Origin of the sequence: Kribbella soli, assembly GCF_004331345.1 — a bacterium.
Taxonomy (GTDB): domain Bacteria; phylum Actinomycetota; class Actinomycetes; order Propionibacteriales; family Kribbellaceae; genus Kribbella; species Kribbella soli.
The window spans coordinates 1,441,544-1,467,751 of sequence record NZ_SJJZ01000001.1 but is presented as its reverse complement, the minus strand read 5'-3'; the positions used below and the strand labels follow the sequence as shown (position 1 = coordinate 1,467,751).

The window sequence follows — 26,208 nt, the reverse complement described above, 5'->3', positions numbered from 1 at the left end:
GTGCACTCGCCCGTGCATCGGACTGTGCAGTCCCGATTTCCCGCGTGAACGAGGTGCGTGGAGGTACGACGCCTGCCGCGTCAGGGGCAGCGGATGACCTGACCGGCGTACGACAGACCGCCGCCGAATCCGAACAGCAGCACCGGCGCGCCGGACGGGATCTCGCGCTTCTCGACCAGTTTCGACAGCGCGATCGGGATACTCGCGGCCGAGGTGTTACCGGACTCCACGACGTCCTTGGCGACCACTGCGTTGACCGCGCCGAGCCGCTTCGCGAGCGGCTCGATGATGCGCAGGTTGGCCTGGTGCAGGACGACGCCGCCGAGGTCCTCGGGCTTCAGGCCGGCCTTCGCGCACACCTGCTTGGCGATCTCCGGCAGTTGCGTGGTGGCCCAGCGGAAGACGCTCAGGCCTTCCTGCGCGAACGGGCCGTCGCGTCCCTCGATCCGGACCGCGTCCGACATCTCCGGCACCGAACCCCACACCACCGGACCGACCTCGGGCTCGTCACTCGCGACCAGCACGGCCGCGCCGGCGCCGTCACCGATCAGCACGCAGGTGGTGCGGTCGGTCCAGTCCGTCCAGTCGCTGAGCTTCTCCACGCCGATGACCAGGGCCTTCGTCGCGGCGCCGGCCCGGATGGCCTGGTCGGCGGTCGCCAGCGCGTAGGCGAAGCCCGAGCACGCGGTGTTCAGGTCGATCGCGGCCGGGTTGCCGAGGCCGAGGCGCGCGGCGACCCGGGCGGCCATGTTCGGCGACCGGTCGATCGCCGTACAGGTGGCGACCACGACGTAGTCGATCTCCGAGGTGTCGATGCCCGCGTTCGCGACGGCCTTGTCGGCGGCCCGCCAGGCCATCTCGTCGACCTGCTCGTCGGGCGCCGCGATCCGGCGCTCGCGGATGCCGACCCGGCTCTGGATCCACTCGTCGTTGGTCTCGACCATGGTGGCGAGCTCGTCGTTGGTGAGCACCCGTTCCGGCTGGTAGTGGCCGAGCGCGACAACTCTGGATCCGGTCATCAGGTGCTCCTGCAGTCATCCGGCGGGGGTACCCAGGTTCATCATCGAACCCGGCGGGGGCGCACCCAGGGTACGTTCCCGACGCGGCTGCTGTAGATCCCCCGTCTCACCTGTGGTGTTGGCCACAAGGGGTCAGGCGAGACCCGCGGCCAGCAGTGCGGAGCGGAGGTCGGGGGCGGCGAAGGTCCGGAGGCCGTACTTCTTCTGGATGTCCATCGGCTTCACGTCCTTGCTCCGGTTCGGGATGTCGGCGGGGACGATCGCCTTGGTGAACCCGAGCCGCGCGGCTTCCGCGAGGCGTTTCTCCAGGCCGCCGACTCGCCGGACCTCGCCGGCCAGGCCGACCTCGCCGATCGCGACCAGCCCGGGGTGGATCGGCTTGTCCATCACCGAGGACGCGACCGCGATCGCGACCGCCAGGTCCGCGACCGGCTCGGTGATCTTCACGCCGCCGACGGTGGCGACGTACACCTCCTGGTCGGCCAGCTTCAGGCCTGCCCGGTTGCCCAGTACGGCGAGGACCATCGCGACCCGGGACGACTCCAGTCCGGACGTGGTGCGGCGCGGCTGTGGTGCGGCGGACGGGCCGACGAGCGCCTGCACCTCGGCCAGCAGCGGGCGGCGGCCTTCCATCATCACGGTTACGCAGGTGCCGGCCACCGGCTCGGCGTGCTCGGAGACGAACAGTCCGGTCGGGTCGGTGACCTCGACGATCCCGGTGTCGACCATGTCGAAACAGCCGACCTCGTCGGACGGTCCGAACCGGTTCTTGGTCGCGCGCACCATCCGGAACCCGGAGTGCCGGTCGCCGTCGAACGCGAGCACGACGTCGACCAGGTGCTCGAGCATCCGCGGGCCGGCGATCGCGCCGTCCTTCGTCACGTGACCGACCAGCACGACCGCGATGTGCCGCTCCTTCGCGAGCCGGACCAGCGCGCCGGTCACCTCGCGGACCTGCGTCACGCCGCCCGGCGCCCCGTCGACCTCCGGGTGCGCCATCGTCTGGACCGAGTCGATGACGAGGAACGACGGCTCGACCGCGTCGACCTGACCGACGACCGCGCCCAGATCGGTCTCGGCAGCAAGGAAGAGCTCGTCGACGAGGGCGTCCGTCCGCCCGGCCCGGAGCCGCACCTGCGCGGCCGACTCCTCGCCGGACACGTAGAGCGTCCGCTGGCCGCCGCGGGCCGACTGGGCCGCCACCTCGAGCAGCAGCGTGGACTTGCCGACGCCCGGCTCACCCGCGAGCAGGATCACCGCGCCCGGCACGACGCCGCCGCCGAGCACGCGGTCGAGCTCGCCGATGCCGGTCGGTCGGGACTCGGCCTCGATCGCGGACACCTTGGCGATCGGCATCGCCGGCGAGGTCACCGGCCCGGCGGTGATCCGGGCGGCCTTCGGCGCACCGACCTCGGTGACCGTGCCCCAGGCCTGGCACTCGCCGCACCGCCCGATCCACCGCGCCGAGGTCCATCCACACTCGGAGCACGCGTACGCCGCCTTGCTCTTTGCCTGCGTCCCCGCCTTCGCCATGAGAACAACCTATTTCAGGCCGCCGACAAAACCTCTGACCGTTCGAAGAAGGCGTTTCAGCCCGTTGACCGCCGTACGGCGTGGTGGGTCGTCGGCGACGACCGGGAGTTCCGAGGTCCGGCGGGCCGCGTCGAGGTACTTCGTGAGGATCTCGCTCTCCGACGTACGCAGCGTTGCGCTCTGCTCGAGCAGTTCGAGCGCGGTGTCCAGGTCCTCGGCGATCACGGCTGCGGAGCCGAGATGCTGCAGGCAGCGGGCGTGGCCTTCGTGTTCGTCGATCTCGGCGTACAGGTGGGCGGCATGCTCCCACCGGCTGCCGGCCTCGTGCCTGTTGCGTCGCATCCACGCGGCCACGCCCATGAGCTCCAGCGCGTGGGCCTGTCCGCTCAGGTCGCCGGCTGCTGTCGCACGGGCGAGGGCGGGTCGCAGTTGCTCCAGGGCGCCTTCGTCGTCGTACTGGTACAGGTGCACGACTGCGAGGTTGATGGAGATCGCTACGTCGGCTGCGAGGTCAGGACCGGGACGGGTGAGTCGTGCGTCGTCCAACCGGTCGCGTGCATTCAGGACGGCTTCGTCGCGGTCGTTGCCGGCCGGTGCGCGTTCGGCGCGCGCCAGGTGCAGCAGGGCGCGTTCGACTTGGCGCCTCATCTTCAGTGCAGCCGCCGTCCGGCCGTGGGTCGCGATGTTGTCCGAGAGGCCCAGACGAGTGCTGGCGGCGTCCAGGTCGCCCAGCAATCGGTACGCCGTTGCCGCGCGGGCCGCTGCGAGCTCGGCGAGACCGCGGCGCCCGCTGGCCTCGGCCATGGCGTTCAGGAGCTCGCTCAGTTGGAGGAGCGCGTCCGGATCGGGACGGCGTACGTACCAGGCCTCGAGCGCGTCGCAGATCCGGGCGAAGTCGTCGACTGCCGCGTTCTGCGGGTTCGCGGTCGCGACCAGGTCGCGGAGCCAGTCCTCGTTGACCGTGAACCACTCGGCCGCCGCCATTCCGCCGGCGTCCGATCCGAGCGCGATCATCCACTGCTCGGCTTCCTCGGCTGCCGCGTGCAGTTCGCTCGCACCTTGCAGGCGGCGCTCGCGCGCACGCCGGCGCCGCGCACGCAACCGAAGGTAGGAGATGACCACGAGCAGAGCGGCCACGGAGTACCCGACCCACTGCACGATGCCGCGTTGGCCGAGGCTCTGGTTCAGCAGTTGGGAGGTGAGGTCGGTGAGCAACGCGGACGCGACACCGCCGACGACCAGGGAGAACTCCTGGATTCGGGACTGCTCCTCTGGTGGCTCTTGCGTCGGTTTCGGCTGCTCCTCACTCATGGCCGGCTCCCTGTCGTCAGTCCGCGAACGACGGTCCGCCAGAACGACAGCATGAGAACCACAGGTACTACCGACGCGACCACAGCCGCAGCAGCGACCGGTCCGCTCGACGTGGAGAACTGCCGCGCCTCACCCCACAGCACCAGCGACAACGGCGTCGTACCCGGACCACTGATCAGGAAGCCGACGATGAAGTCGTTCCACACCAATACGAACTCCAGCACCGCAACAGCAACCAGTGCGGGACGGTACGTCCGCTGCACAGTCGCCAGTACGGCGCTCTGCCGCGCTGGACCTTGCAACGCCTCGGACACGAGCGCTGGTGGTGCAGACGCGAAGGCGGATCGCAGCAGCAGTACGGCGAACGGCAAGCCGGCAGCTGCGTGTACTAGAGCCAGTGCGACGCGGGACCCGGCCAAGCCGGCTGTGTCGATCGCATCCCGCAGCGGAGCGGCGTACATCTGCACTGGTGTCACGGCCAGTACGACGAACACACCCATCGCGATGCGCCCGAGTCGCGTCGGCAGACCGCCCCAGGCGACCAGGTAGGCCGTTGGTACGGCGATCACGAGCAGGACAGCTGTTGCGGCGGCCGCGATCACCAGCGTGGACAGTAGGGCCCGGAACAACCCGACGTTCGCCGCGGCAGCGAACGACGAGAACCCCAGCCCGGACAGCGACCACCACCCGCGGAGGCCTGCCTCCCGTGGCGAGTGCAACGCCGTGGCGACGAGTACTACAGCCGGGAAGATCCACACCAGCGCGACAGCCAGCCCGATGAGCCAGCCGAACCGCCGTACCACCCTGCCCGGCTTCGGTCGCCCTAGTGACGGATCCGGCCGTACGACGGTCACCGGCATCGCCCACCGCCGCCGGCGCAGCCCGCGGACGCCGATCAGCCCGACCGCCGCGACGATCGCGAACAGCACGACACCGAGCGCCGCCGTACGTCCTGAGTCGTCACCTGTCGTGGTGGCCCGCCACCAGTTGAGCCCGAGGACGTCGGCGGACCGCTGCATGGATCCTGGTACGACAATCAGCACCAGGTCGAACACTCGCACTGCGGCAATGACCAGCGTCAGCGTGACCACACCGGTGACCGGACGCAGCAGCGGGATCTCCAACGCCCGCAGCCGTCTCCAGCCCTTCACGCCCTCAGATGTGATCGTCCGCGACACGTCGTCCGGTATCGCGTCCAGGCCGGCGCGGAAGATCGACACGACGTACCCGAGCCAGGTCCAGCCGAACGCGGACACCAGTACCAGCCAGAACAGACCAGGACCCAGCCACACCGGGCTGGTGCCGAACAGCCGCGTCCAGACGGCAGTGATCGTGCCGCGCTCCGGTGTCGGGTCGAAGATCATCCGGAACGTCGCACCGGACACCAGCACCGACACAGCGAACGGAATGACCAGTGCGGGCTGCAGGAACGTCGTGACCGCTGGGAGCCGATAACTCAACAGGGCAAGGAAGAACCCGACCACAACGGTTCCGAACGCGACCATCACCCACAGCAGACTGTTGCCCACGGCATGCAGCGCGGACGGGTCGCCCATCACCGCGAAGTTGCCGAACCCGAAACCGCCACGTGTCCGGAACGCCGCCACGACAGTGACGCCGATCGGTACCAGCAGCACACAGCTCAACAGCAACGCCGGCAGCCCCAGCAGGTACGGTCCGGCCGGTCGGCGCGGTTTGCCCTGCACCGGACGGCCGGTGATCTCCCGGCCGACGACCTCGAGTGACAGGCCGTTGGTCTGCAGGCCCATCAGCCCTCCTCCACCTTCCGCAGCTCGGTCATCGCGTCGTCCACCGCATCCTGTACTGCGGCGTCAGGGCGGCCGACCGCGATCAGGAAGTCGGTCAGCACTCGCCACAGTCCATTGATGTCTCCGATGCGACCGAGCCGGTCGGACAAGTCGAACTGCAGTTGCTCTCCAGGCCTGGTCAGCTGCTCGGCCAGCCGGGTGAGCTCGGGGGAGTACCCACTGGTCCGTCCGTCGACCAGGAACCCGCCTTCTGCGATCCACGGGTCTGCTGCGGTCGGTGCGGACAGCCGGCGTACCAGGTCGCGTGCGTCTTCCGTGCTCGGCTTCGGCAGCACCATGACGTCGCCCCCGACGACTACTGGTGCAGGAGCGCCTGCAGTCATCGGAGGGAACGTTAAAAGCCCTATGTCGTTGGGGTCTGCGGCAAACGAGCGCACCACCGGTTCGGCGAAGTCGGACGCGAGCACCATGGCGGCCTTGCGGTGGCCGAACACCTCCACCAGCGCGTCCGGGAACTGCTGGACGAGTGACTCCTTCACTCCGCCCGCCAGTAGGTCAGGTGCCGACCACATGGTGCCCAGCAACCGCAGTGCGGCCCCGAACTGTGGCTGCTGCGACGGCCGGGGGTCTGTCGCTGTCGCAAGACCCAGGTACACGGACGGCGCGATGCCGAGCAGGATGTTCTCCAGGAAGTCGGTGAGCACCCAGCCGTCACCTGCAGCCAGCGCCAACGGTGTGACGCCCGCCTGTGTCAGCGTCCGGTTCAGCGTCAGCCACTCGCTCCACAGCCGCGGCGGTTGTACGCCGACCTGCTTGAACACCGAGGGGCGATACCAGACCGCGGACTTGTGCGCTGTCTTGAACGGCACGCCGTACGTCGTGCCTTCGTGGACGAGGAGCTCTTTCCAGAGGCGTGCCTGACCGAGTCGCGCGATGTCGTCGGGGATGGGCTCCAGGTCAGCCAGATGGCGCGGGACGAGACCTGGTTGCGGGAGCATGACGATGTCCGGTCTACGGGTGGAGCGGGCGCCGAAGGCAGTGGAGATGTCGTCGCCGAGCGGCACGACCTCCACCGGGTAGTCCAACGCACCCAGACCGCCCAGGACCTTGTGGAACGCGCGCAGCTCCTCGCCACTCCAGCTGACGGCCACGCGGACCGCACGCCGCAGTCCCAGCACGTCACTCGAACAGCCGGCGAGCAGAAGTGTTGCCGCGGTCCCCAGGAACGCTCTGCGGCTACTCAGCATCCACAAACCCCGTCGTACGCGTCGTGCTGGTCGTGATGAGAAGCAGAGCGGCTGAGGCGAGATCGGGGTTGGGTCGAAGCGACAGGAGCGATCCCCACGTAGGTAGGCCGTTTGCGTCCTCCAGAACGATCGCTCGCGGGTAGGCGCCGAGTGCCCGGGCCACACCGGCCAGGCGGCGACGCCCTGCGGTGATCTCGTACGGGTAGCGATCCAGTACGTCTTCCAGCCCACAGCCGACCGCCTTGACCACGGCCGCTTCCCGCGCTGCCTGTCTCGTGATCGACTGCGACGTGCGGTGCCCGTGCATCACGTTTCCGAGCACAGTGAGGTGGGGGAGCAGTCCGCCTTCGGCAGGTACCAGCCGGACCGTTCCGCCGGCCAGCACGAGCGCACCGGGCGGTGGATCGTCCAGTCCGGTCACGATGTCGGCCAGCCTGCGGCGGTCGGCCGCCTGAGGCACGACCACCGCACGCTGCTCACCTACGTCGATCCGGAGCCGCCCCGGCAACTCCGGCACGTGATCGAGCAGCAGTCCGTCCATCCGTGGCTGGCGCCTCCCAGGAATGCCCCGTCAAGTGGTTCGTCAACCCTATGAGGACCGGAGGTCCGTCTGCAGGCCGCCCGAGTGTCGTTAGCCTGACCGGGGCGGTGGGGCGGGGACGGATTCAATACGTCCTGCTCCACAGGTTGATCGCGTAGTCGACCTCGACGCCCGTGTGCGAGGCGAGGATCCGGCGCGCGTCCTTCGGCGTGAACTCGATCTTCACCACCGCCTCCAGGTCGGCGCGGGTCTCGAACCGCCAGCCCATGTCCAGCGGCGTCCGGTGCCAGCCGCGATCGGTCCAGAACCGCTCCACCACAGGCGCCTTGATCATCGGGTACGACGTACTGAACCACTGACCGAACGTCGACCGGCTCGCGTCGTTGTCGATCACGAACGCGGTCCCGCCGCGACGCATCACCCGGTCCACCTCGGCCAGCCCGGGCTCGCATCCCGGCCCGAAGAAGTACGCCCAGCGCGCGTGCATAACGTCGACCGACGCGTCCGGTACCGGCAGGCGTTGCGCCGTACCCTGCCGTACGTCGACGTTCGGCAACGCCTGGGTACGTCGACGGGCCGCGTCGGCCAGTGCTCCGTGCGGTTCGACGCCGATCACCTGTGCGGCCGTCGCGGCGAACTTCGGCAGGTGGAAGCCGGTGCCGCAGCCGATGTCGAGCACCGTCGCCCCGGTCCAGTCGCGGATCGCCCGCATCGCCGGCTCGATCACGCCGTTCGGGTCGACCGCCCGGTTCTCGACCTCGTACACCTTCGGGTGGTGCCAGATGTTCGGACTCGGAATCCCGCCCTCCGCGATGCTCACACCGCTAGACCCTAGCCACAGCCTGTTTGGTCGTTGCGGCGAGCAGCGCGGCTGGGACGAGGAGGATGCCGCAGAAGACGGCCAGCCAGTGGAAGCCGAGGTACGCGAGGACCGGGCCGGCAGCTGTGCCCGCAAGGGAAGCCAGGACGCCCATGGTCAGGTCCGACAGGCCCTGCGCCGAGGTACGGATGTCGTCCGGCACGGACCGCGAGAGCAGCGTGGAGCCGGCGACCAGACAGGCGGACCAGCCGAGGCCCAGTGTGAACAGGGCGAGTCCGGTCAGTGCGTGCGCGTCGTCCGGCGCGACAGCGGCCAGCGTCATCGCGACCGCGAGGGTGCCGAGGCCGATGCCGATCGTGGGGATGCGGCCGAGCCGATCGGCCAGCCAGCCGGTCAGCGGGGACAGGGCGTACATGCCTGCCACGTGTCCGCTGATGACGAAGCCGACGATGGTCAGCGAGGCGCCGTGGTGGCGTAGGTGGACCGAGGTCATCGACATCACGCCGACCATCACGGCGTGCGCGGTCGCGATCGCCAGCAGGCCGAGACGTGCGTGGGGGATGCGGATGACCTGCCGGAACGTCTCGGCCAGCGGTTGGCGCTCCACCTTGCCCGGCCGCACCTGGCTGCGCATGCCGACCCACACCGTCGCCGCGCTGAGGCCGAAGGCAACGACCGAGAACACGTACGGACCTGCCAGGGCCAGGATGCCGAGTGACGTGCCGACCGACCCGCCGACACCGGTCAGGTTCGGTCCGACGATCACGCCGATCGTGGTGGCCCAGACGACCAGCCCGAGCGAACGGGCGACGCGGCTGGGCTCAGCGGAGTCCGTGGCGGCGTACCGCGACTGCAGGTTGGAGGCCGAGCCGCTGCCGAAGAAGCAGCCCGCAGCCAGCAGCAGGGCCATCGAGCCGATCTGCGCGGCGACGATCGTCAGCGCAGCGCCTACGAAGGCAATCAGATATCCGAGGGACAACGAGACCCTTCGGCCGTGCGAGCGAGCCAGACCGGCCAGCGGTACGGCGAGAACGGCAGCGCCCAGTGTGGTCGACGTGGCGACCAGACCGGCCATCGAGGTGGAGCCGGAGACGTTCTCCGCGAGCAGTGCGGCGACCGCGAATCCGCTCGCCGTTGCGACCCCTCCGAGCGCGTTGCTCGCCACCAGAACCCGCAGGGTCGTCCGCTGCCGCTCGCTTGTCACGGGCAAACCCTCTCATGAACCTGACACCGAAGGTAGGGCGATTGTTACTGCTTGCCTCCATCGCTTCTGCGCAGTTCTGCACAGATATAGGATCGTCCTGACATAAATCGACCTGCGCTCCCTGGAGTCCCGATGTCCGACATCGCGATCGTCCCTGCCCCGCGAGAACTCACCGTCGACGAAGGCCGGTGGATCACCGCCGACCCGGTCGGTGAGGCCGTCCGGGACGTGGTCGAGAACCTCGACCCGAACGAGTACCGCATCGACATCAGCGCCGACGGCGCCCGGCTCACGGCCGGCTCCGAGGACGCGCTCCGGCACGCGGAGACGACGTACGCGCAACTGGTCGAGGCCGCCGAGCCGGCTGAGCACGGGAAGGTCGCCGTACCGCTGGCGCACGTCGAGGACGCGCCGCGGTTCGGCTGGCGCGGCATGATGCTCGACGTCGCACGGCACTTCATGCCGAAGGAGTTCGTCCTCAAGATCATCGACGTACTCGCGCTGCACCGGCTGAACGTGCTGCACTTCCACCTCACCGACGACCAGGGCTGGCGGGTCGAGATCGAGGCGTACCCGCGGCTCACCGAGGTCGGCGCGTGGCGGGCCGAGACCATGGTCGGCAAGATGTCGCACGGCCAGCAGGAGTTCGAGTACGACGGCACACCGCACGGCGGGTTCTACACCAAGGACGACCTGCGCGAGATCGTCGCGTACGCCGCGGACCGCGGGATCACCGTCGTGCCCGAGATCGACCTGCCCGGTCACATGCAGGCCGCGATCACGGCGTACCCGGAGCTCGGGAACCACCCGGACCAGCAGTTGACGGTCCGGCCGTACTGGGGCATCAGCGACGACGTGCTGAACGTGAACGACGCGACCGTCGAGTTCGTGAAGACCGTGCTGCGGGAGGTGCTGGAGATCTTCCCGTCGCCGTACATCCACCTCGGTGGCGACGAGTGCCCGTCGGTGCAGTGGGCCGAGTCGGAGGCGGCGCAGAAGCGGCAGGCCGAGCTCGGGCTGGACGAGCCGGGGCAGCTGCAGGGCTGGTTCACCGCGCAGGTTGCGGAGGTGCTGGCCGAGGAAGGGCGCCGGCTGGTCGGCTGGGACGAGATGGTCGAGACCGACTGCCCGAAGGACGCGGTCATCATGGCGTGGCGCAGTGCGCAGCGCGGCGAGGTCGCGGCGAAGGCCGGGCATGAGGTCGTGATGGCGCCGTGCGAGTCGGTGTACTTCGACTACTACCAGGGCGACCCCGCGACCGAGCCGCTCGCCATCGGCGGCCACATCCCGCTGGAGAAGGTGTACGACTTCGAGGTGATCCCGGCGGCGCTGTCCGACCAGGAGAAGTCGCTGATCGTCGGAACCCAGTGCCAGATCTGGACCGAGTACATGGAAGGCCCGGAGCAGGTCGGCTACATGCTGCTCCCGCGCCTGTCCGCCTTCGCCGAACGCGCCTGGGGCTCCCCGAAAACGTCGTACGAAGAATTCCTCACCCGCCTCCGCCCCCACCTCACCCGCATCGAACGCATCGGCGTCAACTACCGCCCCCTCGACTGACCAACCCCACTTTGTGCACCGTTCGACCATTTTCAGCGCACGAAAATGGTCGAACGGTGCACAAAGTCGTTAGGGGCGTCCGATAGTTGATAAGTCAGTTGCTGCTGAGGTAACCAATTCTGGGTGAAGGCTGTTGTGGGGGTGTAGACGCGCTCGGGTGCGACGACCACGATGGGTTGCTGGTAACCGGTCGGGAGCGGAGGAGCCATGACCGTGGTGGGGCCGCTGGACGCGATGTTCCTGGGTGGGGAGTCGCGGGAGCAGCCGATGCATGTCGGTGGGCTGATGTTGTTCGAGCTCCCGGAAGGGGCCGGGCGGGATCATGTGTTCCCGGAGTCGTCGCGGGACTTCGTGTCGCGGCTGTACCAGGACATGGTGGCGGCACCGGAGGTGAATCCGCTGTTCGCGCGCCGGGTGCGGAACCGGCCGGTGGACCTCGGCTACTGGTCCTGGGAACAGGACGACGAGATCGACCTCGAGTACCACGTCCGGCTGTCCGCGCTGCCCCGTCCCGGGCGGTACCGCGAGCTGTTCGAGCTGACCAGCCGCCTGCACGGGACGCTGCTCGACCGGCATCGCCCGCTGTGGGAGATGCACCTGATCGACGGCGTCGAGGGCCGCCGGTTCGCGATCTACAGCAAGATCCACCACTCGATGATCGACGGCGTCACCGCGCTGCGCTGGATGCAGGACACCCTCACCACCGACCCGAACCGTACCGGGATGCCGGCCACGTACGCGCTGCCGCCGAAGGTCGCCGAGCCGCGCCCGGAGACCGGGTTGCTGCAGGCGATGGCCAAGGTGCCGGGTGGCGCGTTGAAGACGGCCGCCGGCCTTGCCGGTCTCCCGCTGGCCGGCGTGAAGAGCCTGTTGCACTCGACGGTGCCGTTCCAGGCGCCGCGGACGATCTTCAACCAGCCGGTCACCGGCGCGCGACGGTTCGCGGCGCAGTCGTGGCCGATCGAACGGCTGGAGAAGGTCCGGGCGATCACCGGCGCGACGCTGAACGACGTACTGCTGGCGATGTGTTCAGGGGCCCTGCGCAACTATCTGCTCGAGCTGGACGCGCTGCCGGACAGGGCGCTGACAGCGATGGTGCCGGTCTCGTTGCGTACGGCGGACGACGCGCCCGGAGGCGGGAACTCGCTCACCACGCTGATCGCCGACCTGGCCACCGACCTGGCGGATCCCGAGCGCCGGATCCGCCGGATCATGGCGTCGACCGCGCACGGCAAACGCGTCCTGTCCGACCTCAGCCCGCTGCAGAACCTGATCGTCGGCGCACTCGGCTTCGGCGTCGCAGGTCCCGCCGCGGTCCTACCGGGCGTCGCCGGCCATACGACACCGCCGTACAACGTGGTGATCTCGAACGTGCCCGGCCCCGCGGACAGCCCGCTCTACTGGAACCGCTCCCGCCTCCTCGGCCTCTACCCCGCGAGCATCGTCCTCAACGGGCAGGCCCTGAACATCAGCGTCACCAGCTACGCCCACGAACTCCACTTCGGCCTGATCGGCTGCCGCCGCACCGTCCCACACCTGCAACGCATGCTCGGCCACCTCGAGACCTCACTCACCGACCTCGAGAACATCCACTAAAGCAACGCGTCCATCTGCCCGACAGCCAGCTTCAGCCCCTCGTCCATCCCCATGCCGAGCAGCTGATCCATCTGCTCCCGCGAGTCGAACACTGCCTGCAGTTCCATCCGTGTCTTCCCGTCGTGCGAGCTGAGCCGCATACGCGTCGTACTGGCCGGCATGTTGTCGACCGGCTTCCCGTCGGAGTCCGCGAAGGTGTCGATGAACTCCAGCGACGTCGGTACGTCGACAGCCGTGATGTTCCACCGCCCGTGGTACTTCTCGCCTTCCGGGCTGGTCATGTAGTACGTGACCGCACCGCCCGGCGTCAGGTCGTGATCGACCATCGTCGCGGGATGCGTCGGCGGTCCCCACCAGCGCTCCAGTTTCCGCGGGTCCGCCCACAGGTCCCACACCCGCTCGGCCGGCGCGTCGAAGTCGGCGATCAGGGTCAGGCTCAGTGCGTCGAGATCCTTGTCAAGGCTTGTCACGCTCATCGTTCTCGTTCCTCTCGGTCAACAGGTCCGACATCCGGTCCACGCGTCCGCGCCAGGTTGCCTCGAGTTGCTCGAGTGCATCCCGAGCCCGCCGTACGGCGTCGACGTCGGTCCGCACGAGTTGCTCGCGGCCACTGCGTTCCTTGCTCACCAGACCGGCCCGTTCCAGTACGGCGACATGTTTCTGCACGGCGGCGAAGCTCATCGGATAGGCCTCGGCCAGCCGCGACACCGAGGCCTCGCCGGCCAGGCACCGCCGCACGATGTCGCGCCGCGTCGTGTCGGCCAGTGCGTGCAGCAGGCGGTCGACCACTTGTTCATCTACAACCATTTGGTTGTACGTTAGGCCGACGCCAACCACAGGTCAAGCGGTACGACGGATTTAGGTCCTACAGCCGGACGATCCCGTTCGGCGTGGTGAAGACGGCGGCGACCAGGCCCGGCTGACCGTTCGGGCCGACCCAGGCGACGTCGAGGTCGTCGAGGAGATGGTCGGCGGGGTGGCCGATCCAGTCGGTGACCCGGGTCGGGTCGCCGGCGATCTCCAGACCGGAGAGCTTGATGTCCTTGCCGCCGATCGACGGGTGCTCGCCGAGATCGTCCCAGTGGATGAAGAACGGCAGCTGCGGGTCGGCGATCAGGCCCTTCACGCCGATCTGCCGCCAGGTCAGGTTCAGCCCGTCCGGGCGGTGCCGGTTGCCGGGAACCGCCTGCCGGCCGAGGCGCTTCTCCATCCGCTCCATGTCGCGGACCGCGACCACCCAGCCCAGCCAGCCGCCGCCGAGCTCCTTGCGGGCCCGGACCGCCTGACCGAACGGCGCCTTGTCCGACGCCGGGTGGTCGAGCACGTCGACCACCTCGATATACCGATCGTTCTCCAGCGGGAGGATGTGGTTCACCGTGCCGAAACGCGGATGCACCCCACCGTCGACGAACTCCGCGCCGAGCGCTGCCGACAGCCGCTCGACGGTCGCCCGGCACCCATCAGGCCCGCACGCGTACGACAGATGATCCAAACGCATGCCAGCCATTCTTACGCCCTCCACCGACACTCGCGGCCCCCAGGGTGTGTCGGACCCAGGGCACGTCTCCCGATCCCACGCCTACTGCGCGGCACTCGGCACGGCACCTCCTCGCTACGGCGTGGCATCGGGAGACGTGCCCTACGCTCACGGGTATGCGCACAGTCGTCATCGGCGGTACCGGTCACATCGGAACCTATCTCGTCCCGCGGCTGATCCGGCTCGGACACGACGTCACGGTGCTGAGCCGCGGCGAGCGTACGCCGTACCACTCGGACGGAACCTGGAAGGACGTGGAGTTCGTCCAGGTCGACCGGGCCGCGGAAGATGCCGCGGGGACCTTCGGCCGACGGGTCGCGGACCTGAACCCGGACGTCGTCATCGACCTGATCTGTTTCACCGAGGACAGCGCCCGGCAGCTCACCGAGGCGGTCGAAGGGAAGATCCAGCACCTGCTGCACTGTGGCACGATCTGGGTCCACGGCCCGAGCGTGAGCGTCCCGACCCGTGAGGACGCGCCGCGCAAGCCGTTCGGCGACTACGGCAAGCAGAAGGCCGCGATCGAGGCCTACCTGCTCACCAAGGCCCGCCGCGACGGCTTCCCGGTCACGATCGTCCACCCCGGTCACATCTGCGGCCCCGGCTGGACGCCGGTCAACCCGGCCGGCAACTTCGACCTCGGCGTCTACGAGAAGCTTGCCAAGGGTGCTGACGTCCTGCTGCCGAACCTCGGCCTGGAGACGCTCAACCCGGTCCATGCCGACGACGTCGCGGGCGTGTTCCTGGCCGCGATCGCGAGTCGCTCGACCGCGATCGGCGAGAGCTTCCACGCGGTGGCGAGTGACGCGATCACCCTGCGCGGGTACGCCCATGCAGTCGCCGACTGGTTCGGCCGGCAGAGCCGACTCGGCTTCCTCCCGATCGGCCAGCTGCAGGAACGGTTGTCCAAGCAGGACGCGGCCGCCACCTGGGACCACGTCGAGCACAGCCCGCACTGCTCGATGGAGAAGGCCGCCAGACTGCTCGACTTCCGTCCGCGCTACTCCGCGTTCGAGGCAGCCCTGTCCGGCATCAGCTGGCTCGTCGACAACGGCAAGATCGCTACTTAGAGGCGGGATGCGGCAGCAGCGGCCGCGCGGCTTCCAGGCGCTGACGGCACAGGTCGGCGAGTACGTCGTACGCCTTGAGACCCATCAGCGTCTGTAGCTCGACCTTGCTGGACTCGAACACCGGCTCGACCGCGATATGCGCCTCGGTGTTACCCGTGCAGTACCAGTCCAGGTCGTGCCCGCCCGGTCCCCAGCCGCGCCGGTCGTACTCCCCGATCCCGACCTCGGTGTACGACGTCCCGTCCGGCCGCTCCACCTCGCGGAAGGTCCGCCGGATCGGCAGCTGCCAGCACACGTCCGGCTTGGTCTCGACGAAATGTACGCCGCGCTTCAGCGCCAGCCCGTGCAGCGCGCACCCGGCGCCGCCCTCGAACCCCGGCCGGTTCAGGAAGATGCACGCACCCTCCCAGACCCGGGTCTTGCGCTCGCCCTCGTCGTCGGTCTCGACCCAGCCGTTGCTCCGGCCTTCCTTGCGGTACTGCCAGTCGTCCTTGCCGAGCTCCTTGACGTACTTCTTGACCCGCTTCTCGTCGTCGGCGTCGGAGAAGTGCGCACCGAGAGTGCAGCAGCCGTCGTTCGGGCGGCCCTTGTAGATCCCCTGGCAACCACCGCCGAAGATGCAGGACCAGTTGGACGTCAGCCAGGTCAGGTCGCAGCGGAAGACCTGGTCGGCGTCGGCGGGGTCGGTGAACTCGACCCAGGCACGGGGGAAATCGAGAGAAACCTCAGGCACCCGGAAAGCGTACGCGCAGGAACCCGTGATCGGTGAACGAAGACTCGGAAGACTCGCAAAGAGGCGTCTGAGGACTCTGCGCCTACTGCGCGGCACTCGGCGGGCACCTCGCCGCACTGGAGGAAAGGCCACGATGAAACCACATCGAGGCCTTCCCTCCAGCACACCGAGGCACTCCGCCGAGCACCTGCTCGCTACGGCGCAGAGTCCTCAGACGCCTCTTACTCCGGTTGTCCAGTAGCGTGAGGGTATGCGGCTCGGCGTACTCGACGTGGGATCCAACACCGTCCATCTGCTCGTGGTGGACGCGCATCGCGGTGCCGCGCCGCTGCCGGCGTACTCGCACAAGATCGAGCTGCGACTGGCCGAGCACCTGGACGAGGACGGCAATATCGACCAGTCCGGTGCCGACGGGCTGGTCGATTTCACCAAGCAAGCCGTCGAGCTGGCCGAGGACAAGGGCTGCGAATCGGTGCTCGCGTTCGCCACCTCGGCGCTCCGCGAGGCGCCGAACGGCGAGAAGGTCCTGGGCCGGGTCCGCGACGAGACCGGCGTGGACCTGGAGGTGCTGAGCGGCGAGGCCGAGGCCCGGCTGACCTTCCTGGCGGTCCGGCGGTGGTTCGGCTGGTCCTCCGGGCGCCTGGCGGTGTTCGACATCGGCGGCGGCTCGCTGGAGATCGCGGCCGGGTCGGACGAGCAGCCGACCGTGGCGGAGTCGGTCCAGCTCGGCGCGGGCCGGCTGACCCGTGAGGGGCTGACCGCGGACCCGCCGAACAAGGACGAGGTCCGGGCGCTGCGTCGCCGGATCCGGATGGAGCTGGCCGCGGTCGCCGGTCCGATACTGCGGGCCGGTAAGCCGCAGCGTTCGGTTGCCACCAGCAAGACGTTCCGTTCGCTGGCCCGGATCGCCGGCGCTGCCCCGTCCGCCGACGGACCGTACGTGCCGCGCACGCTGAACCGCGACGACCTGAACGAGTGGATCCCGAAGCTGACCAAGATGACCGCCGCCGAGCGGGCCGCCCTGCCCGGGGTCTCGCCCGGTCGCGCGTCCCAGCTGACCGCCGGCGCGCTGGTCGCCGACGCCGTGATGGACCTCTTCGACCTGCCCGCGCTCGAGGTCTGCCCGTGGGCCCTGCGCGAAGGCGTCATCCTGTCCCGGCTCGACCAGCTGCAACCCCGGTGAACGAATGAACCCCCGTACGACCGCCAAGATCGGCCTGTCCACCGCCTCTGTCTATCCGGAGTCCACCGCCAGCGGCTTCGAGCTGGCCGCCCGGCTCGGGTACGACGGTGTCGAGGTGATGGTCGGGATCGATCCGCTGAGCACCCAGATCGACGCGATCCAGCGGCTGATCGACTACCACCAGTTGCCGGTGCTCGCGATCCACGCACCGACCCTGCTGATCATGCAGCGCGTCTGGGGGACCGATCCGTGGAGCAAGCTCGAGCGCAGTGCCGAGGCCGCGAAGGAGCTCGGCGCCGACGTGGTCGTCGTACACCCGCCGTTCCGCTGGCAGCGGGACTATGCGCGCGGGTTCGTCGAGGGGATCGCCCGGCTGGAGGCCCAGACGGGCGTGACGCTCGCGGTGGAGAACATGTACCCGTGGCGCGCACCCGGCCGCGACCTGCAGGCGTACGCGCCGAGCTGGGATCCGACCGAGCAGGAGTACGCGCACACCACCCTCGACCTGTCGCACGCGTCCACCGCCGAGCAGGACTGCGTCGAGCTGGCCGCGACGATGGGCAAGAGCCTGACCCACGTGCACCTGACCGACGGCACCGGCTCCGCGAAGGACGAGCACCTGGTCCCGGGTCGCGGCACGCAACGCGCCGCGGACCTGCTGGCCGTCCTCGCGAAGCAGGACTTCCGCGGCCACATCATCATCGAGATCAACACCCGCCGCGCGACCAGCCGGTCCGAGCGTGAGGTCGACCTGGTCGAGTCGCTGGAGTTCACCCGCAAGCACTTCGTCCGGCCTGGAGCCTCCCGGTCCCGGCGTACGTCGTTCGCCGTCACCCCGGAAGGTGAGATCTCGGAGCTGACTCCGTGACAGCTACCGGTCGTACGCCGGGACGCCGTCCAGGCGGACCGGATACCCGGGGCGAGATCGTGCAGGCCGCCCGGGAATCCTTTGCGGACAAGGGGTTCGCGGCCACGTCGATCCGCGCCGTCGCACGCCAGGCCGGTGTCGACGCGGCGCTCGTGCACCACTACTTCGACAGCAAGGACGAGCTGTTCATCGAGGCGATGGCGATCCCGGTCGACCCGCGCCGGATCGCCGCACAGATCGTCGACGGGCCGCGCGACGAGATCGGGCGCCGGATCGCGACCGTGTTCCTCGGTGTCTGGGAGTCGCCGGACGGGCAGCAGCGGATGAAGGCGCTGTTCCGCAGCGTCGTCACCAGCGACGAGGTGGCACGGATGATGCGCGAAGGCATCACCCAGATGATCATCCAGCCGGTCGCCCAGGTACTCGACGTACCCGATGCGCAGCTGCGGGTCGGCCTGGTCGCCACGCAACTCGTCGGCACCGCGATCGTCCGGTACCTGGTCGGGCTCGAGCCGATCGCGTCCATCGACATCGAGACGTTGATCGACCGGTTGGCGCCGGTTCTCCAGCTGCACCTGACCGGTTGATGGAGATCCCGACCGACGGCGAGATCCTCGCGTTGCACCGGGAGTACGCACCGAGTCGCGAAGCGTTCGAGCTCGTCCACGAGCACTGCCGGCTGGTGTGCTCGATCGCCGAACAGTTCTTCGCCGGTCTGGACGTCGATACCGACCTGGTGCGTGCGGGCGCGCTGCTCCACGACATCGGGGTGTATCGCCTGGAGTCGACGGCGTACGTGCGGCACGGCGTACTGGGGCACGAACTACTGGCGTCCCTCGGCTTCCCGGTCGAGCTCTGCCGGTTCGCGTCGTGTCACACAGGTGTCGGGATCACCCGCGACGACGTGGTGCGCCAGGCGTTGCCGATCCCGGTCGACGACTACCTCCCGCGGACTCCGGAAGAGGAACTGGTCATGTACGCCGACAAGTTCCACAGCAAGCGGCTCCCACCGGTCTTCCTCACCGGAGAGACCTACGCCACCGAGGTACGCCGGTTCGGCGCGGACAAGGTATTGAGGTTCGCCGCACTGCGGGAAACCTATGGCGACCCGTCGCTGGGTGAGCTGAGCGAGGACACGGGCTACGGCATCGTCTAACGACAGGAGGTAGTGCCTCCGGGGCGGAGCTTGCCCGCGGGGCGTCCTCGCGAGCAGGCCGAGATCGTGGACTACCTCCTGTCCTTAGCTGTTGCCAAGGTCCGTCGTGCCCGCTAAATTCATCATATGATGAAAAACGCGGTGAGCTGCCGTGACGTCGTCGTGGTGCGGGGCGACCGGGAGGTTTTGCACGGGGTCGGGTTCGACCTCCGGGCGGGGTCGGTGACCGGGCTGCTCGGGCCGTCCGGCTGTGGCAAGACGACGCTGATCCGCGCGATCGTCGGCCTGCAGGCGCGGGTGACCGGCGACGTCTCGGTCCTCGGGCTGCCGGCCGGTGCGCCGAAGCTGCGCGGCCGGATCGGCTACGTGACGCAGGAGCCCAGTGTGTACGGCGATCTGACCGTCACCGAGAACCTGCGCTTCTTCGCGGCGGTCCTCGGGGTCCCGTCGTCCGATGTGGAACGGGTCGTCGAGGCGGTCGATCTCACGTCGCACGCGGACGCCCGCGTCGACCAACTGTCCGGCGGCCAACGATCACGCGCTTCCTTGGCGGCCGCACTGCTCGGCAGCCCGGAACTCCTGGTGTTGGACGAACCAACGGTCGGCCTGGATCCCGTTCTGCGCCGCGATCTGTGGAACCTCTTCCACCAGCTCGCCGACGCCGGCGCGACGCTGCTCGTGTCGAGTCACGTCATGGACGAGGCCTCGCGGTGCGACCGCCTCCTGCTGATGCGCGACGGCGAACTGCTCGCCGACGACACGCCCCAGGACCTGCTCCTGTCGGCGGGGACCAGCGATATCGAGCAGGCGTTCCTCACCCTGATCGACCGGAAGGCTGGTGCGCGATGACACCGCGTGTGACGTTTGCCGTAGCCGCCCGAGTCCTGGCCCAGCTTCGGCGGGACCACCGGACGGTGGCGATGCTGATCTTGCTGCCGGCGCTGCTGGTCAGCCTGATGTGGTGGATGTTCACCGATTCCCCGATGGTCTTCGACCGGGTCGGCGGTCCACTGCTCGCGGTGTTCCCGTCGATCATCATGTTCGTCGTCACGTCGGTCGCGACGTTGCGCGAGCGGTCGAGCGGGACGCTGTCGCGGCTGTTCACGATGCCGATGGGAAAGCTGGACTTCCTGCTCGGGTACGCGCTCGCGTTCGCCCTGATCGCCGTCGTCCAGGCGCTCGTTGTGGTTTCGATCGCCTTGTATCTCTTGGATCTGGACATCCAGGGCGCCGCCTGGCAGCTCGGCGTGGTCGCGGTCCTCGACGGCGTGCTCGGTACGGCGCTGGGGCTGTTCGCGAGCGCGTTCGCGGCGACCGAGTTCCAGGCCGTGCAGATGATGCCGGCCGTGATGATCCCGCAGATCCTGCTGTGCGGGCTGCTCGTCCCGCGCGATCAACTCCCCACGGTCCTGCACGCGCTGAGCGACGTACTCCCGTTGTCCTACGCGGTGGACGCAGTCATAGGGGTTGCCAACGGCAACGGATTCACCACCGGCACAGGCGGCGACACACTGGTCGTATTGGGCTTCATCCTCGCGGCGCTAGGACTGGGCGCAGCAACCCTCAAACGCCGTACCGCATGAAACTCAGCCTCGTTCAGGGCTGGTGCGTCGAGTCTCGCCGGCGCGAGCTGCCGACCTCGCGCTGTCACTGCTCGTGCTCTGCGCGGTCTGTGCCTCGGACGGCGATCGGACCACATCGATGCCGGAGATCCGGCGGGCTTCCAGCAGTCCCGAGTGGCGATCGCGATGGTCGGCCAGCACCCCGCCGTACTCCTGCGCGAGACGCTCCACTCTGTCTTGGAGCCAGTCCGGGGCGGGGTCGCTGGGCTCGGGCAGCTGCGGCCCGGGGAGTTGGCCAGAGCTGTCCAGGCCGCCGCGGAAGTCGTGGATCTGGATCCCGATCGTTGCGATGTCGCCCGCAGTCAGCGCCCGGTCGGCGAAGTACCGGGCGTCCCGAGTCTCAACGTCCGGACCGAGTTCCGCTGCTTGCCGCAGACTTCGAGCCATCTCGAGACTGGTGAACTCCACCTCGGCCGACCTGCCGACCTCGTCGGGGACGTACTGCATCCCGTTCGCAGTGGCCCGTTGTGCGGCGTTCTCCACGATCGCATCCGCCACGGCCTCGAGCCGTTGGCCAGGACGGGCGGCATTCAACCGGTCGACGAACTCGGGCTGGCGGTCGCCGAACCGCTGCGTGGCGTCGGAAGCCAGTCTCTCGACCACACCGCCGGGCAGCGCACGATCGATGCGCTCGATGAACTCTGCGCGTTCGGCGGCGGACATCACTTGCTCGGGCATGCGGAGCACCCTACTGATCGCCGAGGTCACAGCTGCTCGCCGCTACAGTCAGCCGGGCAAACGGCGTACCGCACAAGGGATCCGGCGCGCGCCGTGGTGGGCGCGCGCCGGATCTTTCACTCGCCGAACAGCCAGTCGGACTTCACCGGTGGGGCCCAGCGGAAGTAGCTGGGATCGGCGAAGGTTCCGGGCACCTTGCCGTGACCGGTGATCGACGTCTTGGCGCCGTCCGCGTGCCCGAAGGTGTACAGGTACGCCGACTTGGTGTCCTTGTCGATGCCGACGACAACGGTCCCGTAGTTGCCGCACTGGCCGGCGACCAGCGACTCGAACCCCTGCCAGGTCGCGGACCGCACCTTGGTGACGATCGGCCGCATCTGGGTGTTGACCGGGATCCGGATGGTGTAGAGCGCGCCGCCGCGGGTGTTCGCGAGGAACGTGTCGTACGCCGCGGCCTTGCTGATCAGCGTCATCGACTTGACCGACGCGAACCCGGGCGCCGATCCGTACGGCTTCCAGCTGCCGACGTCGCCGACGACCCACCGGAACAGCACGCCGTCCGCACGCAGTGCGTACTCGTAGGTCCGCGGATGCGTCGGGCTGTCGTTGAACACCGACGTCTCGTGGTCGACGAACTTGCTCCACCCGCCGCCGATCCGGGCCAGCTCCGACGAGGTCACCTTGCCGGCCTTGTCGAGCTCGAGCCAGTGCTGGTACATCGTGTCCCCGAGCACGACCCGCCCGTGCCGGGAACTGCCGGTCGCTGTCGCCTCGTTGACGAGCGACCCGATCATCCGGACCGCGCCGTCGGAGTACACATTCGGTACGACGCTCCGCGGGCCGGCGGCCGGCGGGGTCGATGCCGTCAGGCGTTGCAGTGTCTGGTCACCGCCGGCCGTCACCGAGCCCAGGTTCAGTCCGCAGGCTGCCGTCGTACCGGTTGGGCTCGCGGTTGCCGTGGTGACGGTGGTCGCGCCCGCGGCGGCCAGGCCGGCCGCCGCGAGCACGGTCAAAGTTGTGCGCAGTCTCCCCATTGTCTCCCCCTTAGAAGTTCGATGGGTGAGACCAACGGCGCAGCCCTTTGGTTGATAACGATCGTCGTTACTGGAAGACCTTGACGATCTTTCCGGCCCGGTCGTACGCCGCGACCTTCGCCTGGTCCTTCAGCTTGTACACGGACTTGGTCTTCCAGGTGAAGGCGAACCAGCCGCCTTCGCCGACCGGGACCTGGTAGACCGGTCCCTTCCCGATCCGCAGCCGGACCGTGACCGCGGCCTTGGAGGAGACCCGGCCCCAGCCGGTCATCGAGTACTCCGTGCAGGTACCCGCCGTACAGCCCCCGCCACCGCCGCCGGCCACGTACATGTCGGCACGGGACGACTTGTCCGCCGGGTTGAGCACCGGGTCGTCACCGCTGAGGCTGGTGAGCGTCGCGAACGTCGCGCTCCCTTCGTACTCGCCCCCCAAGGCCTTGTCCCTGAACAGTCCGCAGTCCATGACCTTGTGTCCCGTGGGGGAGATCGCGACCAATTCGGCCTTTCCGAGCGCCTTCGACTCGTCCGAGGCCACGACCTGCCAGCCCGTCACGTCGACCCAGGCCAGCACGGAACAGTTCCGCAGCTTGTCCGCGGTGCTCTTCGGGAGCGGGTCCCTCGCCGCCGCCGCGACCAGCTCCGCCGACGGCTTGTCGCCACCGGGGATGAGGCAGGTGATGCCGCTCGCGCCCTCCTTGAACTCGTACATCGTCATATGTCCCGACCTCGCCGTACCCGTGCCCGCGAGCTTTCGGGTCTCCTCCGGGTTCCGCAGGGCACAGCGGCGCTCAGCCTCCGCGCGCGTGATCCGCTGGTCCGCGGACGCCTCGCCGCGCGGGATACCCGGTACGGGGCCGAACTGCGAGTTCGCGGTCTGATCGCCCGCAACACCGGGCTGGTTGCCGGCCGAACTCAGGTTGGGCAGCAGGCTCGCGCCGAGTGCGATCACCGCGACACCGGCGACCGCCCCGCCCGCGCCGATCAGTTTCCGGCGCCGCCTTCCGCGGCGGCCGCGCTCCAGCACCCGGGTCGTGTCCAGCGGGTCCATCCCCTCCGACTCGGCGAGTCGGTGGAGTTCGGCGCTGACCTCTTGTACGTCTTCCATCTCGTTCTCCTTCACAGCGCCCGGCTCGCCCGCCGCTGGTCAATGGCTCGTCGGAGAGTGTCGAGGCCACGTGCCGCCTGGCTCTTCACGGTGCCCGTGGAACAGCCGAGGATCTCCGCGGTCTGCTCGACGGACAGGTCCTCGTAGTACCGCAGTACGACGCACGCCCGTTGCCGCGGCCCGAGCGCTTGAAGTGCGGCCAGCACCTCGTCCCGTTCGGCATGCCCCGCCGCGAAGTCGTCGTACCCGGCCTGGTCCGGTACGTCGGCGATCGTCACCTCCCGCCGCCACGGCCGGCGTTTCCCGTCGTACGCCGCGTTCACCACCATCCGGCGCGCGTAGGCGAACGGGTTGCTCACCCGCCGTACTTTCGGCCAGGCCAGGTACAGCTTGTACAGCGCGTCCTGGACGACGTCGTCCGCCCGATGCCGATCCCCCGACACCAGAAACGCCGTCCGCCGCAGGGCAGCCCCCGCCCCTTCGACGAACTCGACGAACTCCCGGTCCCGCTCCACCATCCGAGCCTCCACTCTCCATCTCCCCCTCTAGACGAAATGCCCGACGCCCCAGGTTGCACCCGTCAGCCGGAGAGGTGGGCGACGTTGTGCCAGGCGGGGTCGGGGGTGGTGGTGAGGGTTACTTTGCCGTGTGGCCAGCCGGTGGTGGCGGCTTGGAGTTGGGCGTCGGCGGGGGTGGTGCCGTCGGTGTAGTAGTGCAGGATGCGGGTGCCGGCGGAGGTCTCGTGGGCGAGGAGGTTGCCGGAGCCGCCCAGGCGGTCGGTGAGGTGGTCCTCGAACGCCCGGAGCTCGTCGAGCATCTCGGACTCGGGCAGCCCGTCCTCACGCACCACGGGATAGTGGATCGCCACCGCGACATGCGTATCGAGATGCGGCCGCCGGATCGACCGCAACGGGTACTCAGCCGTCGCGATCACCCGCTGCCCGTCGCGCGTACCCTCCAGCATCTTCCATGCCGGACTACCGTCCTCCAACGTGTGCTCAGCAGCGAACCCAGCCACCGCGGGCAGCAACTCCATCACCGGTACGGCGTCGACGGGCGCGGCGGGCAGCGTGTCGATGGCACCGACCCACGTCTCGACCATCTCCTCGCCGAGCACCAGATCGAGGATCAGGAACGTCACCCGCCGCTGCACGTCCGTCGACAGCGACGAGAAAACAGGATGATGTACGCCGACGTGCACCGAAGCCGAATCCGGCTCGATCGACACCACCGACTCGTCGACCGCGACCGGCGGAAGCCCCTCGAACTGGATCGTCACCGCGGGCCCGGGCCGCCGCAGATCGGCGTACTCCCAGGTCTGATCGGACAACGGGGCGGCGCGCAGCCAGCGGCGAGCGACCGCGCGCTGCGCCGGGTTGCCGGCGGCGGTGACGATCAGCACGTGCTGGGCGTGCAGCCCTGGGCCGAGCTCCCACTCCAGGTCCGGGTGGATGCGGGCGACCCGCTCGTTCAGTTCCGCGTTCGCGTCGGTCGGCTCCCGGCGGGCGACGGCGTCGGCGACGCTGGTCGCGCCGGCGCTCGACCACCAGGACCAGAACGCGCCGATCGGGTCGGCCTCCACGGCGTTCCGGCGGCGACGCTTGAAGATGGGCATGCCGCATCCTCTCCCAACCAGGGGTGCGACTATGGACACCGTCGGCAATGGGTGGGTTGAGGAGGAACACGGAGTGCTTCGGCGAATCCTGCTGGGCGTGTCCCGCAGCCCCCAGATGAAGAAGGCCGTGTCGTCACTGCCGGTGTCCAGTGGCATCGTCGCGCGCTTCGTCGCCGGTGAGACCGCTCCGGAGGCCGTGCTGGCCACCGAGAAGCTGGTCAGCAACGGGTTGAACGTCACCCTCGACCACCTCGGTGAGGACGTCACCGACCTGGCCGCGGCCTCCGCGACCGCCAACGCGTACCTGGATCTGCTGAGGAAGCTCTCCGCCGCCGGCCTCACGAAGAACGCCGAGGTCTCGGTCAAACTGTCCGCCGTCGGCCAGGCGCTCCCGGGCGACGGCGAGAAGGTCGCGCTGGAGAACGCGCGGACCATCTGCCTCGCCGCCCGCAACGCCGGTACGACGGTGACGCTGGACATGGAGGACCACACCACGACCGACTCCACGCTGGGGATCCTCCGCGAGCTGCGCCAGGACTTCCCGGAGACGGGGGCGGTCCTGCAGGCGTACCTCCGCCGTACCGAGTCCGACTGCCGCGACCTCGCGTACGCCGGCTCCCGCGTCCGCCTGTGCAAGGGCGCGTACAAGGAGCCCGAGTCGGTCGCGTTCCAGGAGAAGCGCCAGGTCGACAAGGGCTACGTCCGCGCGATGAAGGTCCTGATGAACGGCGACGGCTACCCGATGATCGCGTCGCACGACCCGCGGCTGATCTCGATCGCGGGCGCGCTGGCCGACCGTGCGAACCGCAAACCGGGCAGCTACGAGTACCAGATGCTGTTCGGTATCCGCCCCGAGGAGCAGCTCCGCCTGGCCGGTCTGGGCCACACGGTCCGCGTCTACATCCCGTACGGCGAGGACTGGTACGGCTACCTGGTACGACGCCTCGCCGAACGCCCCGCCAACCTGCAGTTCTTCGCCCGCTCCTTGATCAGCAAGAAGTAGGCACGGC

General features: G+C 68.9%; 27 protein-coding genes. 10 read left to right on the top strand and 17 right to left on the bottom strand.

Annotation, left to right across the window (positions count from 1 at the left end; all coding sequences use genetic code 11):
- Window positions 1-80: 80 nt before the first annotated feature.
- From E0H45_RS07340 to E0H45_RS07305, 8 genes are all read right to left on the bottom strand, one after another.
- Window positions 81-1,019 (bottom strand): beta-ketoacyl-ACP synthase III, encoded by a 939-nt coding sequence (locus E0H45_RS07340; RefSeq protein ID WP_131335479.1) that lies wholly within the window; start codon window positions 1,017-1,019, stop codon window positions 81-83.
- A 132-nt stretch (window positions 1,020-1,151) separates the two neighbouring features.
- A complete protein-coding gene (gene radA / locus E0H45_RS07335; RefSeq protein ID WP_131335478.1) occupies window positions 1,152-2,552 on the bottom strand; it encodes a DNA repair protein RadA in 1,401 nt (466 codons plus the stop codon).
- Window positions 2,553-2,561: 9 nt separating this feature from the next.
- Window positions 2,562-3,863 (bottom strand): tetratricopeptide repeat protein, encoded by a 1,302-nt coding sequence (locus E0H45_RS07330; RefSeq protein ID WP_131335477.1) that lies wholly within the window; start codon window positions 3,861-3,863, stop codon window positions 2,562-2,564.
- Window positions 3,860-5,632, bottom strand: a complete 1,773-nt coding sequence (locus E0H45_RS07325; protein ID WP_131335476.1) for an ABC transporter permease subunit — start codon at window positions 5,630-5,632, stop codon at window positions 3,860-3,862. The genes E0H45_RS07330 and E0H45_RS07325 overlap by 4 nt, the downstream gene beginning before the upstream one ends.
- On the bottom strand, window positions 5,632-6,879 hold the full coding sequence (locus E0H45_RS07320; RefSeq protein WP_131335475.1) for an ABC transporter substrate-binding protein: 1,248 nt from the start codon (window positions 6,877-6,879) through the stop codon (window positions 5,632-5,634). Before E0H45_RS07320 ends, E0H45_RS07325 begins: the two co-directional genes overlap by 1 nt.
- Window positions 6,869-7,420: an ATP-binding cassette domain-containing protein gene (locus tag E0H45_RS07315; RefSeq protein ID WP_131335474.1), complete on the bottom strand. Its 552-nt coding sequence runs from the start codon at window positions 7,418-7,420 to the stop codon at window positions 6,869-6,871. Before E0H45_RS07315 ends, E0H45_RS07320 begins: the two co-directional genes overlap by 11 nt.
- A 124-nt stretch (window positions 7,421-7,544) precedes the next feature.
- The gene (locus E0H45_RS07310; RefSeq protein ID WP_131335473.1) at window positions 7,545-8,240 is read right to left on the bottom strand and encodes a class I SAM-dependent methyltransferase; all 696 of its coding nucleotides are present in this window, start codon (window positions 8,238-8,240) and stop codon (window positions 7,545-7,547) included.
- 4 nt (window positions 8,241-8,244) lie between these two features.
- Window positions 8,245-9,444 (bottom strand): MFS transporter, encoded by a 1,200-nt coding sequence (locus E0H45_RS07305; protein WP_238154842.1) that lies wholly within the window; start codon window positions 9,442-9,444, stop codon window positions 8,245-8,247.
- A 132-nt stretch (window positions 9,445-9,576) separates the two neighbouring features.
- Between E0H45_RS07305 and E0H45_RS07300 the strand changes: the two genes are divergently transcribed.
- Window positions 9,577-11,001, top strand: a complete 1,425-nt coding sequence (locus E0H45_RS07300) for a beta-N-acetylhexosaminidase (protein ID WP_131335471.1) — start codon at window positions 9,577-9,579, stop codon at window positions 10,999-11,001.
- Between the two features lie 207 nt (window positions 11,002-11,208).
- Window positions 11,209-12,597 carry a WS/DGAT/MGAT family O-acyltransferase gene (locus tag E0H45_RS07295; protein WP_131335470.1) on the top strand — a complete coding sequence of 463 codons (1,389 nt, stop codon included), beginning with the start codon at window positions 11,209-11,211 and terminating at the stop codon, window positions 12,595-12,597.
- On the opposite strand, the gene E0H45_RS07290 is transcribed toward E0H45_RS07295, so the two are convergent.
- The 3 genes from E0H45_RS07290 to E0H45_RS07280 are packed head-to-tail and all read right to left on the bottom strand — an operon-like array spanning window position 12,594 to window position 14,095.
- On the bottom strand, window positions 12,594-13,073 hold the full coding sequence (locus E0H45_RS07290) for an SRPBCC family protein (RefSeq protein ID WP_131335469.1): 480 nt from the start codon (window positions 13,071-13,073) through the stop codon (window positions 12,594-12,596). The two genes, E0H45_RS07295 and E0H45_RS07290, sit on opposite strands and share 4 nt — an antisense overlap.
- The gene (locus E0H45_RS07285; RefSeq protein ID WP_131335468.1) at window positions 13,054-13,404 is read right to left on the bottom strand and encodes an ArsR/SmtB family transcription factor; all 351 of its coding nucleotides are present in this window, start codon (window positions 13,402-13,404) and stop codon (window positions 13,054-13,056) included. Before E0H45_RS07285 ends, E0H45_RS07290 begins: the two co-directional genes overlap by 20 nt.
- A gap of 58 nt (window positions 13,405-13,462) precedes the next feature.
- Entirely contained in the window at window positions 13,463-14,095 is a 633-nt protein-coding gene (locus tag E0H45_RS07280) for a VOC family protein (RefSeq protein ID WP_131335467.1), read from the bottom strand.
- 155 nt (window positions 14,096-14,250) lie between these two features.
- On the opposite strand from E0H45_RS07280, the gene E0H45_RS07275 reads away from it, so the two are divergent.
- A complete protein-coding gene (locus tag E0H45_RS07275) occupies window positions 14,251-15,204 on the top strand; it encodes an NAD-dependent epimerase/dehydratase family protein (RefSeq protein WP_131335466.1) in 954 nt (317 codons plus the stop codon).
- Here the strand turns inward: E0H45_RS07275 and E0H45_RS07270 are convergent.
- On the bottom strand, window positions 15,197-15,937 hold the full coding sequence (locus tag E0H45_RS07270) for a DUF3109 family protein (protein WP_131335465.1): 741 nt from the start codon (window positions 15,935-15,937) through the stop codon (window positions 15,197-15,199). The two genes, E0H45_RS07275 and E0H45_RS07270, sit on opposite strands and share 8 nt — an antisense overlap.
- A 250-nt stretch (window positions 15,938-16,187) precedes the next feature.
- On the opposite strand from E0H45_RS07270, the gene E0H45_RS07265 reads away from it, so the two are divergent.
- The 6 genes from E0H45_RS07265 (at window position 16,188) to E0H45_RS07240 (ending at window position 20,727) form a co-directional block, all read left to right on the top strand.
- On the top strand, window positions 16,188-17,120 hold the full coding sequence (locus tag E0H45_RS07265; protein ID WP_131335464.1) for a Ppx/GppA family phosphatase: 933 nt from the start codon (window positions 16,188-16,190) through the stop codon (window positions 17,118-17,120).
- A 4-nt stretch (window positions 17,121-17,124) separates the two neighbouring features.
- Entirely contained in the window at window positions 17,125-17,988 is an 864-nt protein-coding gene (locus tag E0H45_RS07260) for a sugar phosphate isomerase/epimerase family protein (RefSeq protein ID WP_131335463.1), read from the top strand.
- On the top strand, window positions 17,985-18,575 hold the full coding sequence (locus E0H45_RS07255) for a TetR/AcrR family transcriptional regulator (RefSeq protein WP_131335462.1): 591 nt from the start codon (window positions 17,985-17,987) through the stop codon (window positions 18,573-18,575). The genes E0H45_RS07260 and E0H45_RS07255 overlap by 4 nt, the downstream gene beginning before the upstream one ends.
- Window positions 18,575-19,144, top strand: coding sequence for an HD domain-containing protein (locus E0H45_RS07250; RefSeq protein ID WP_131335461.1), 570 nt, complete (start codon window positions 18,575-18,577; stop codon window positions 19,142-19,144). The genes E0H45_RS07255 and E0H45_RS07250 overlap by 1 nt, the downstream gene beginning before the upstream one ends.
- A 126-nt stretch (window positions 19,145-19,270) precedes the next feature.
- A complete protein-coding gene (locus E0H45_RS07245; protein WP_131335460.1) occupies window positions 19,271-19,993 on the top strand; it encodes an ABC transporter ATP-binding protein in 723 nt (240 codons plus the stop codon).
- Window positions 19,990-20,727, top strand: a complete 738-nt coding sequence (locus E0H45_RS07240; RefSeq protein WP_131335459.1) for an ABC transporter permease — start codon at window positions 19,990-19,992, stop codon at window positions 20,725-20,727. Before E0H45_RS07245 ends, E0H45_RS07240 begins: the two co-directional genes overlap by 4 nt.
- A 3-nt stretch (window positions 20,728-20,730) precedes the next feature.
- Here the strand turns inward: E0H45_RS07240 and E0H45_RS07235 are convergent, their stop codons facing one another.
- From E0H45_RS07235 to E0H45_RS07215, 5 genes are all read right to left on the bottom strand, one after another.
- Window positions 20,731-21,444, bottom strand: coding sequence for a hypothetical protein (locus tag E0H45_RS07235; RefSeq protein WP_131335458.1), 714 nt, complete (start codon window positions 21,442-21,444; stop codon window positions 20,731-20,733).
- A gap of 116 nt (window positions 21,445-21,560) precedes the next feature.
- Window positions 21,561-22,478 (bottom strand): hypothetical protein, encoded by a 918-nt coding sequence (locus E0H45_RS07230; protein ID WP_238154841.1) that lies wholly within the window; start codon window positions 22,476-22,478, stop codon window positions 21,561-21,563.
- A gap of 67 nt (window positions 22,479-22,545) precedes the next feature.
- Window positions 22,546-23,583: a hypothetical protein gene (locus tag E0H45_RS07225; RefSeq protein WP_131335457.1), complete on the bottom strand. Its 1,038-nt coding sequence runs from the start codon at window positions 23,581-23,583 to the stop codon at window positions 22,546-22,548.
- An 11-nt stretch (window positions 23,584-23,594) separates the two neighbouring features.
- Window positions 23,595-24,101: a SigE family RNA polymerase sigma factor gene (locus E0H45_RS07220; RefSeq protein WP_131335456.1), complete on the bottom strand. Its 507-nt coding sequence runs from the start codon at window positions 24,099-24,101 to the stop codon at window positions 23,595-23,597.
- A gap of 62 nt (window positions 24,102-24,163) precedes the next feature.
- Window positions 24,164-25,198 (bottom strand): DUF695 domain-containing protein, encoded by a 1,035-nt coding sequence (locus E0H45_RS07215; protein ID WP_131335455.1) that lies wholly within the window; start codon window positions 25,196-25,198, stop codon window positions 24,164-24,166.
- 73 nt (window positions 25,199-25,271) lie between these two features.
- Here E0H45_RS07215 and E0H45_RS07210 point away from each other — a divergent pair, with 73 nt between their 5' ends.
- The gene (locus tag E0H45_RS07210) at window positions 25,272-26,201 is read left to right on the top strand and encodes a proline dehydrogenase family protein (RefSeq protein WP_131335454.1); all 930 of its coding nucleotides are present in this window, start codon (window positions 25,272-25,274) and stop codon (window positions 26,199-26,201) included.
- Window positions 26,202-26,208: the final 7 nt, after the last annotated feature.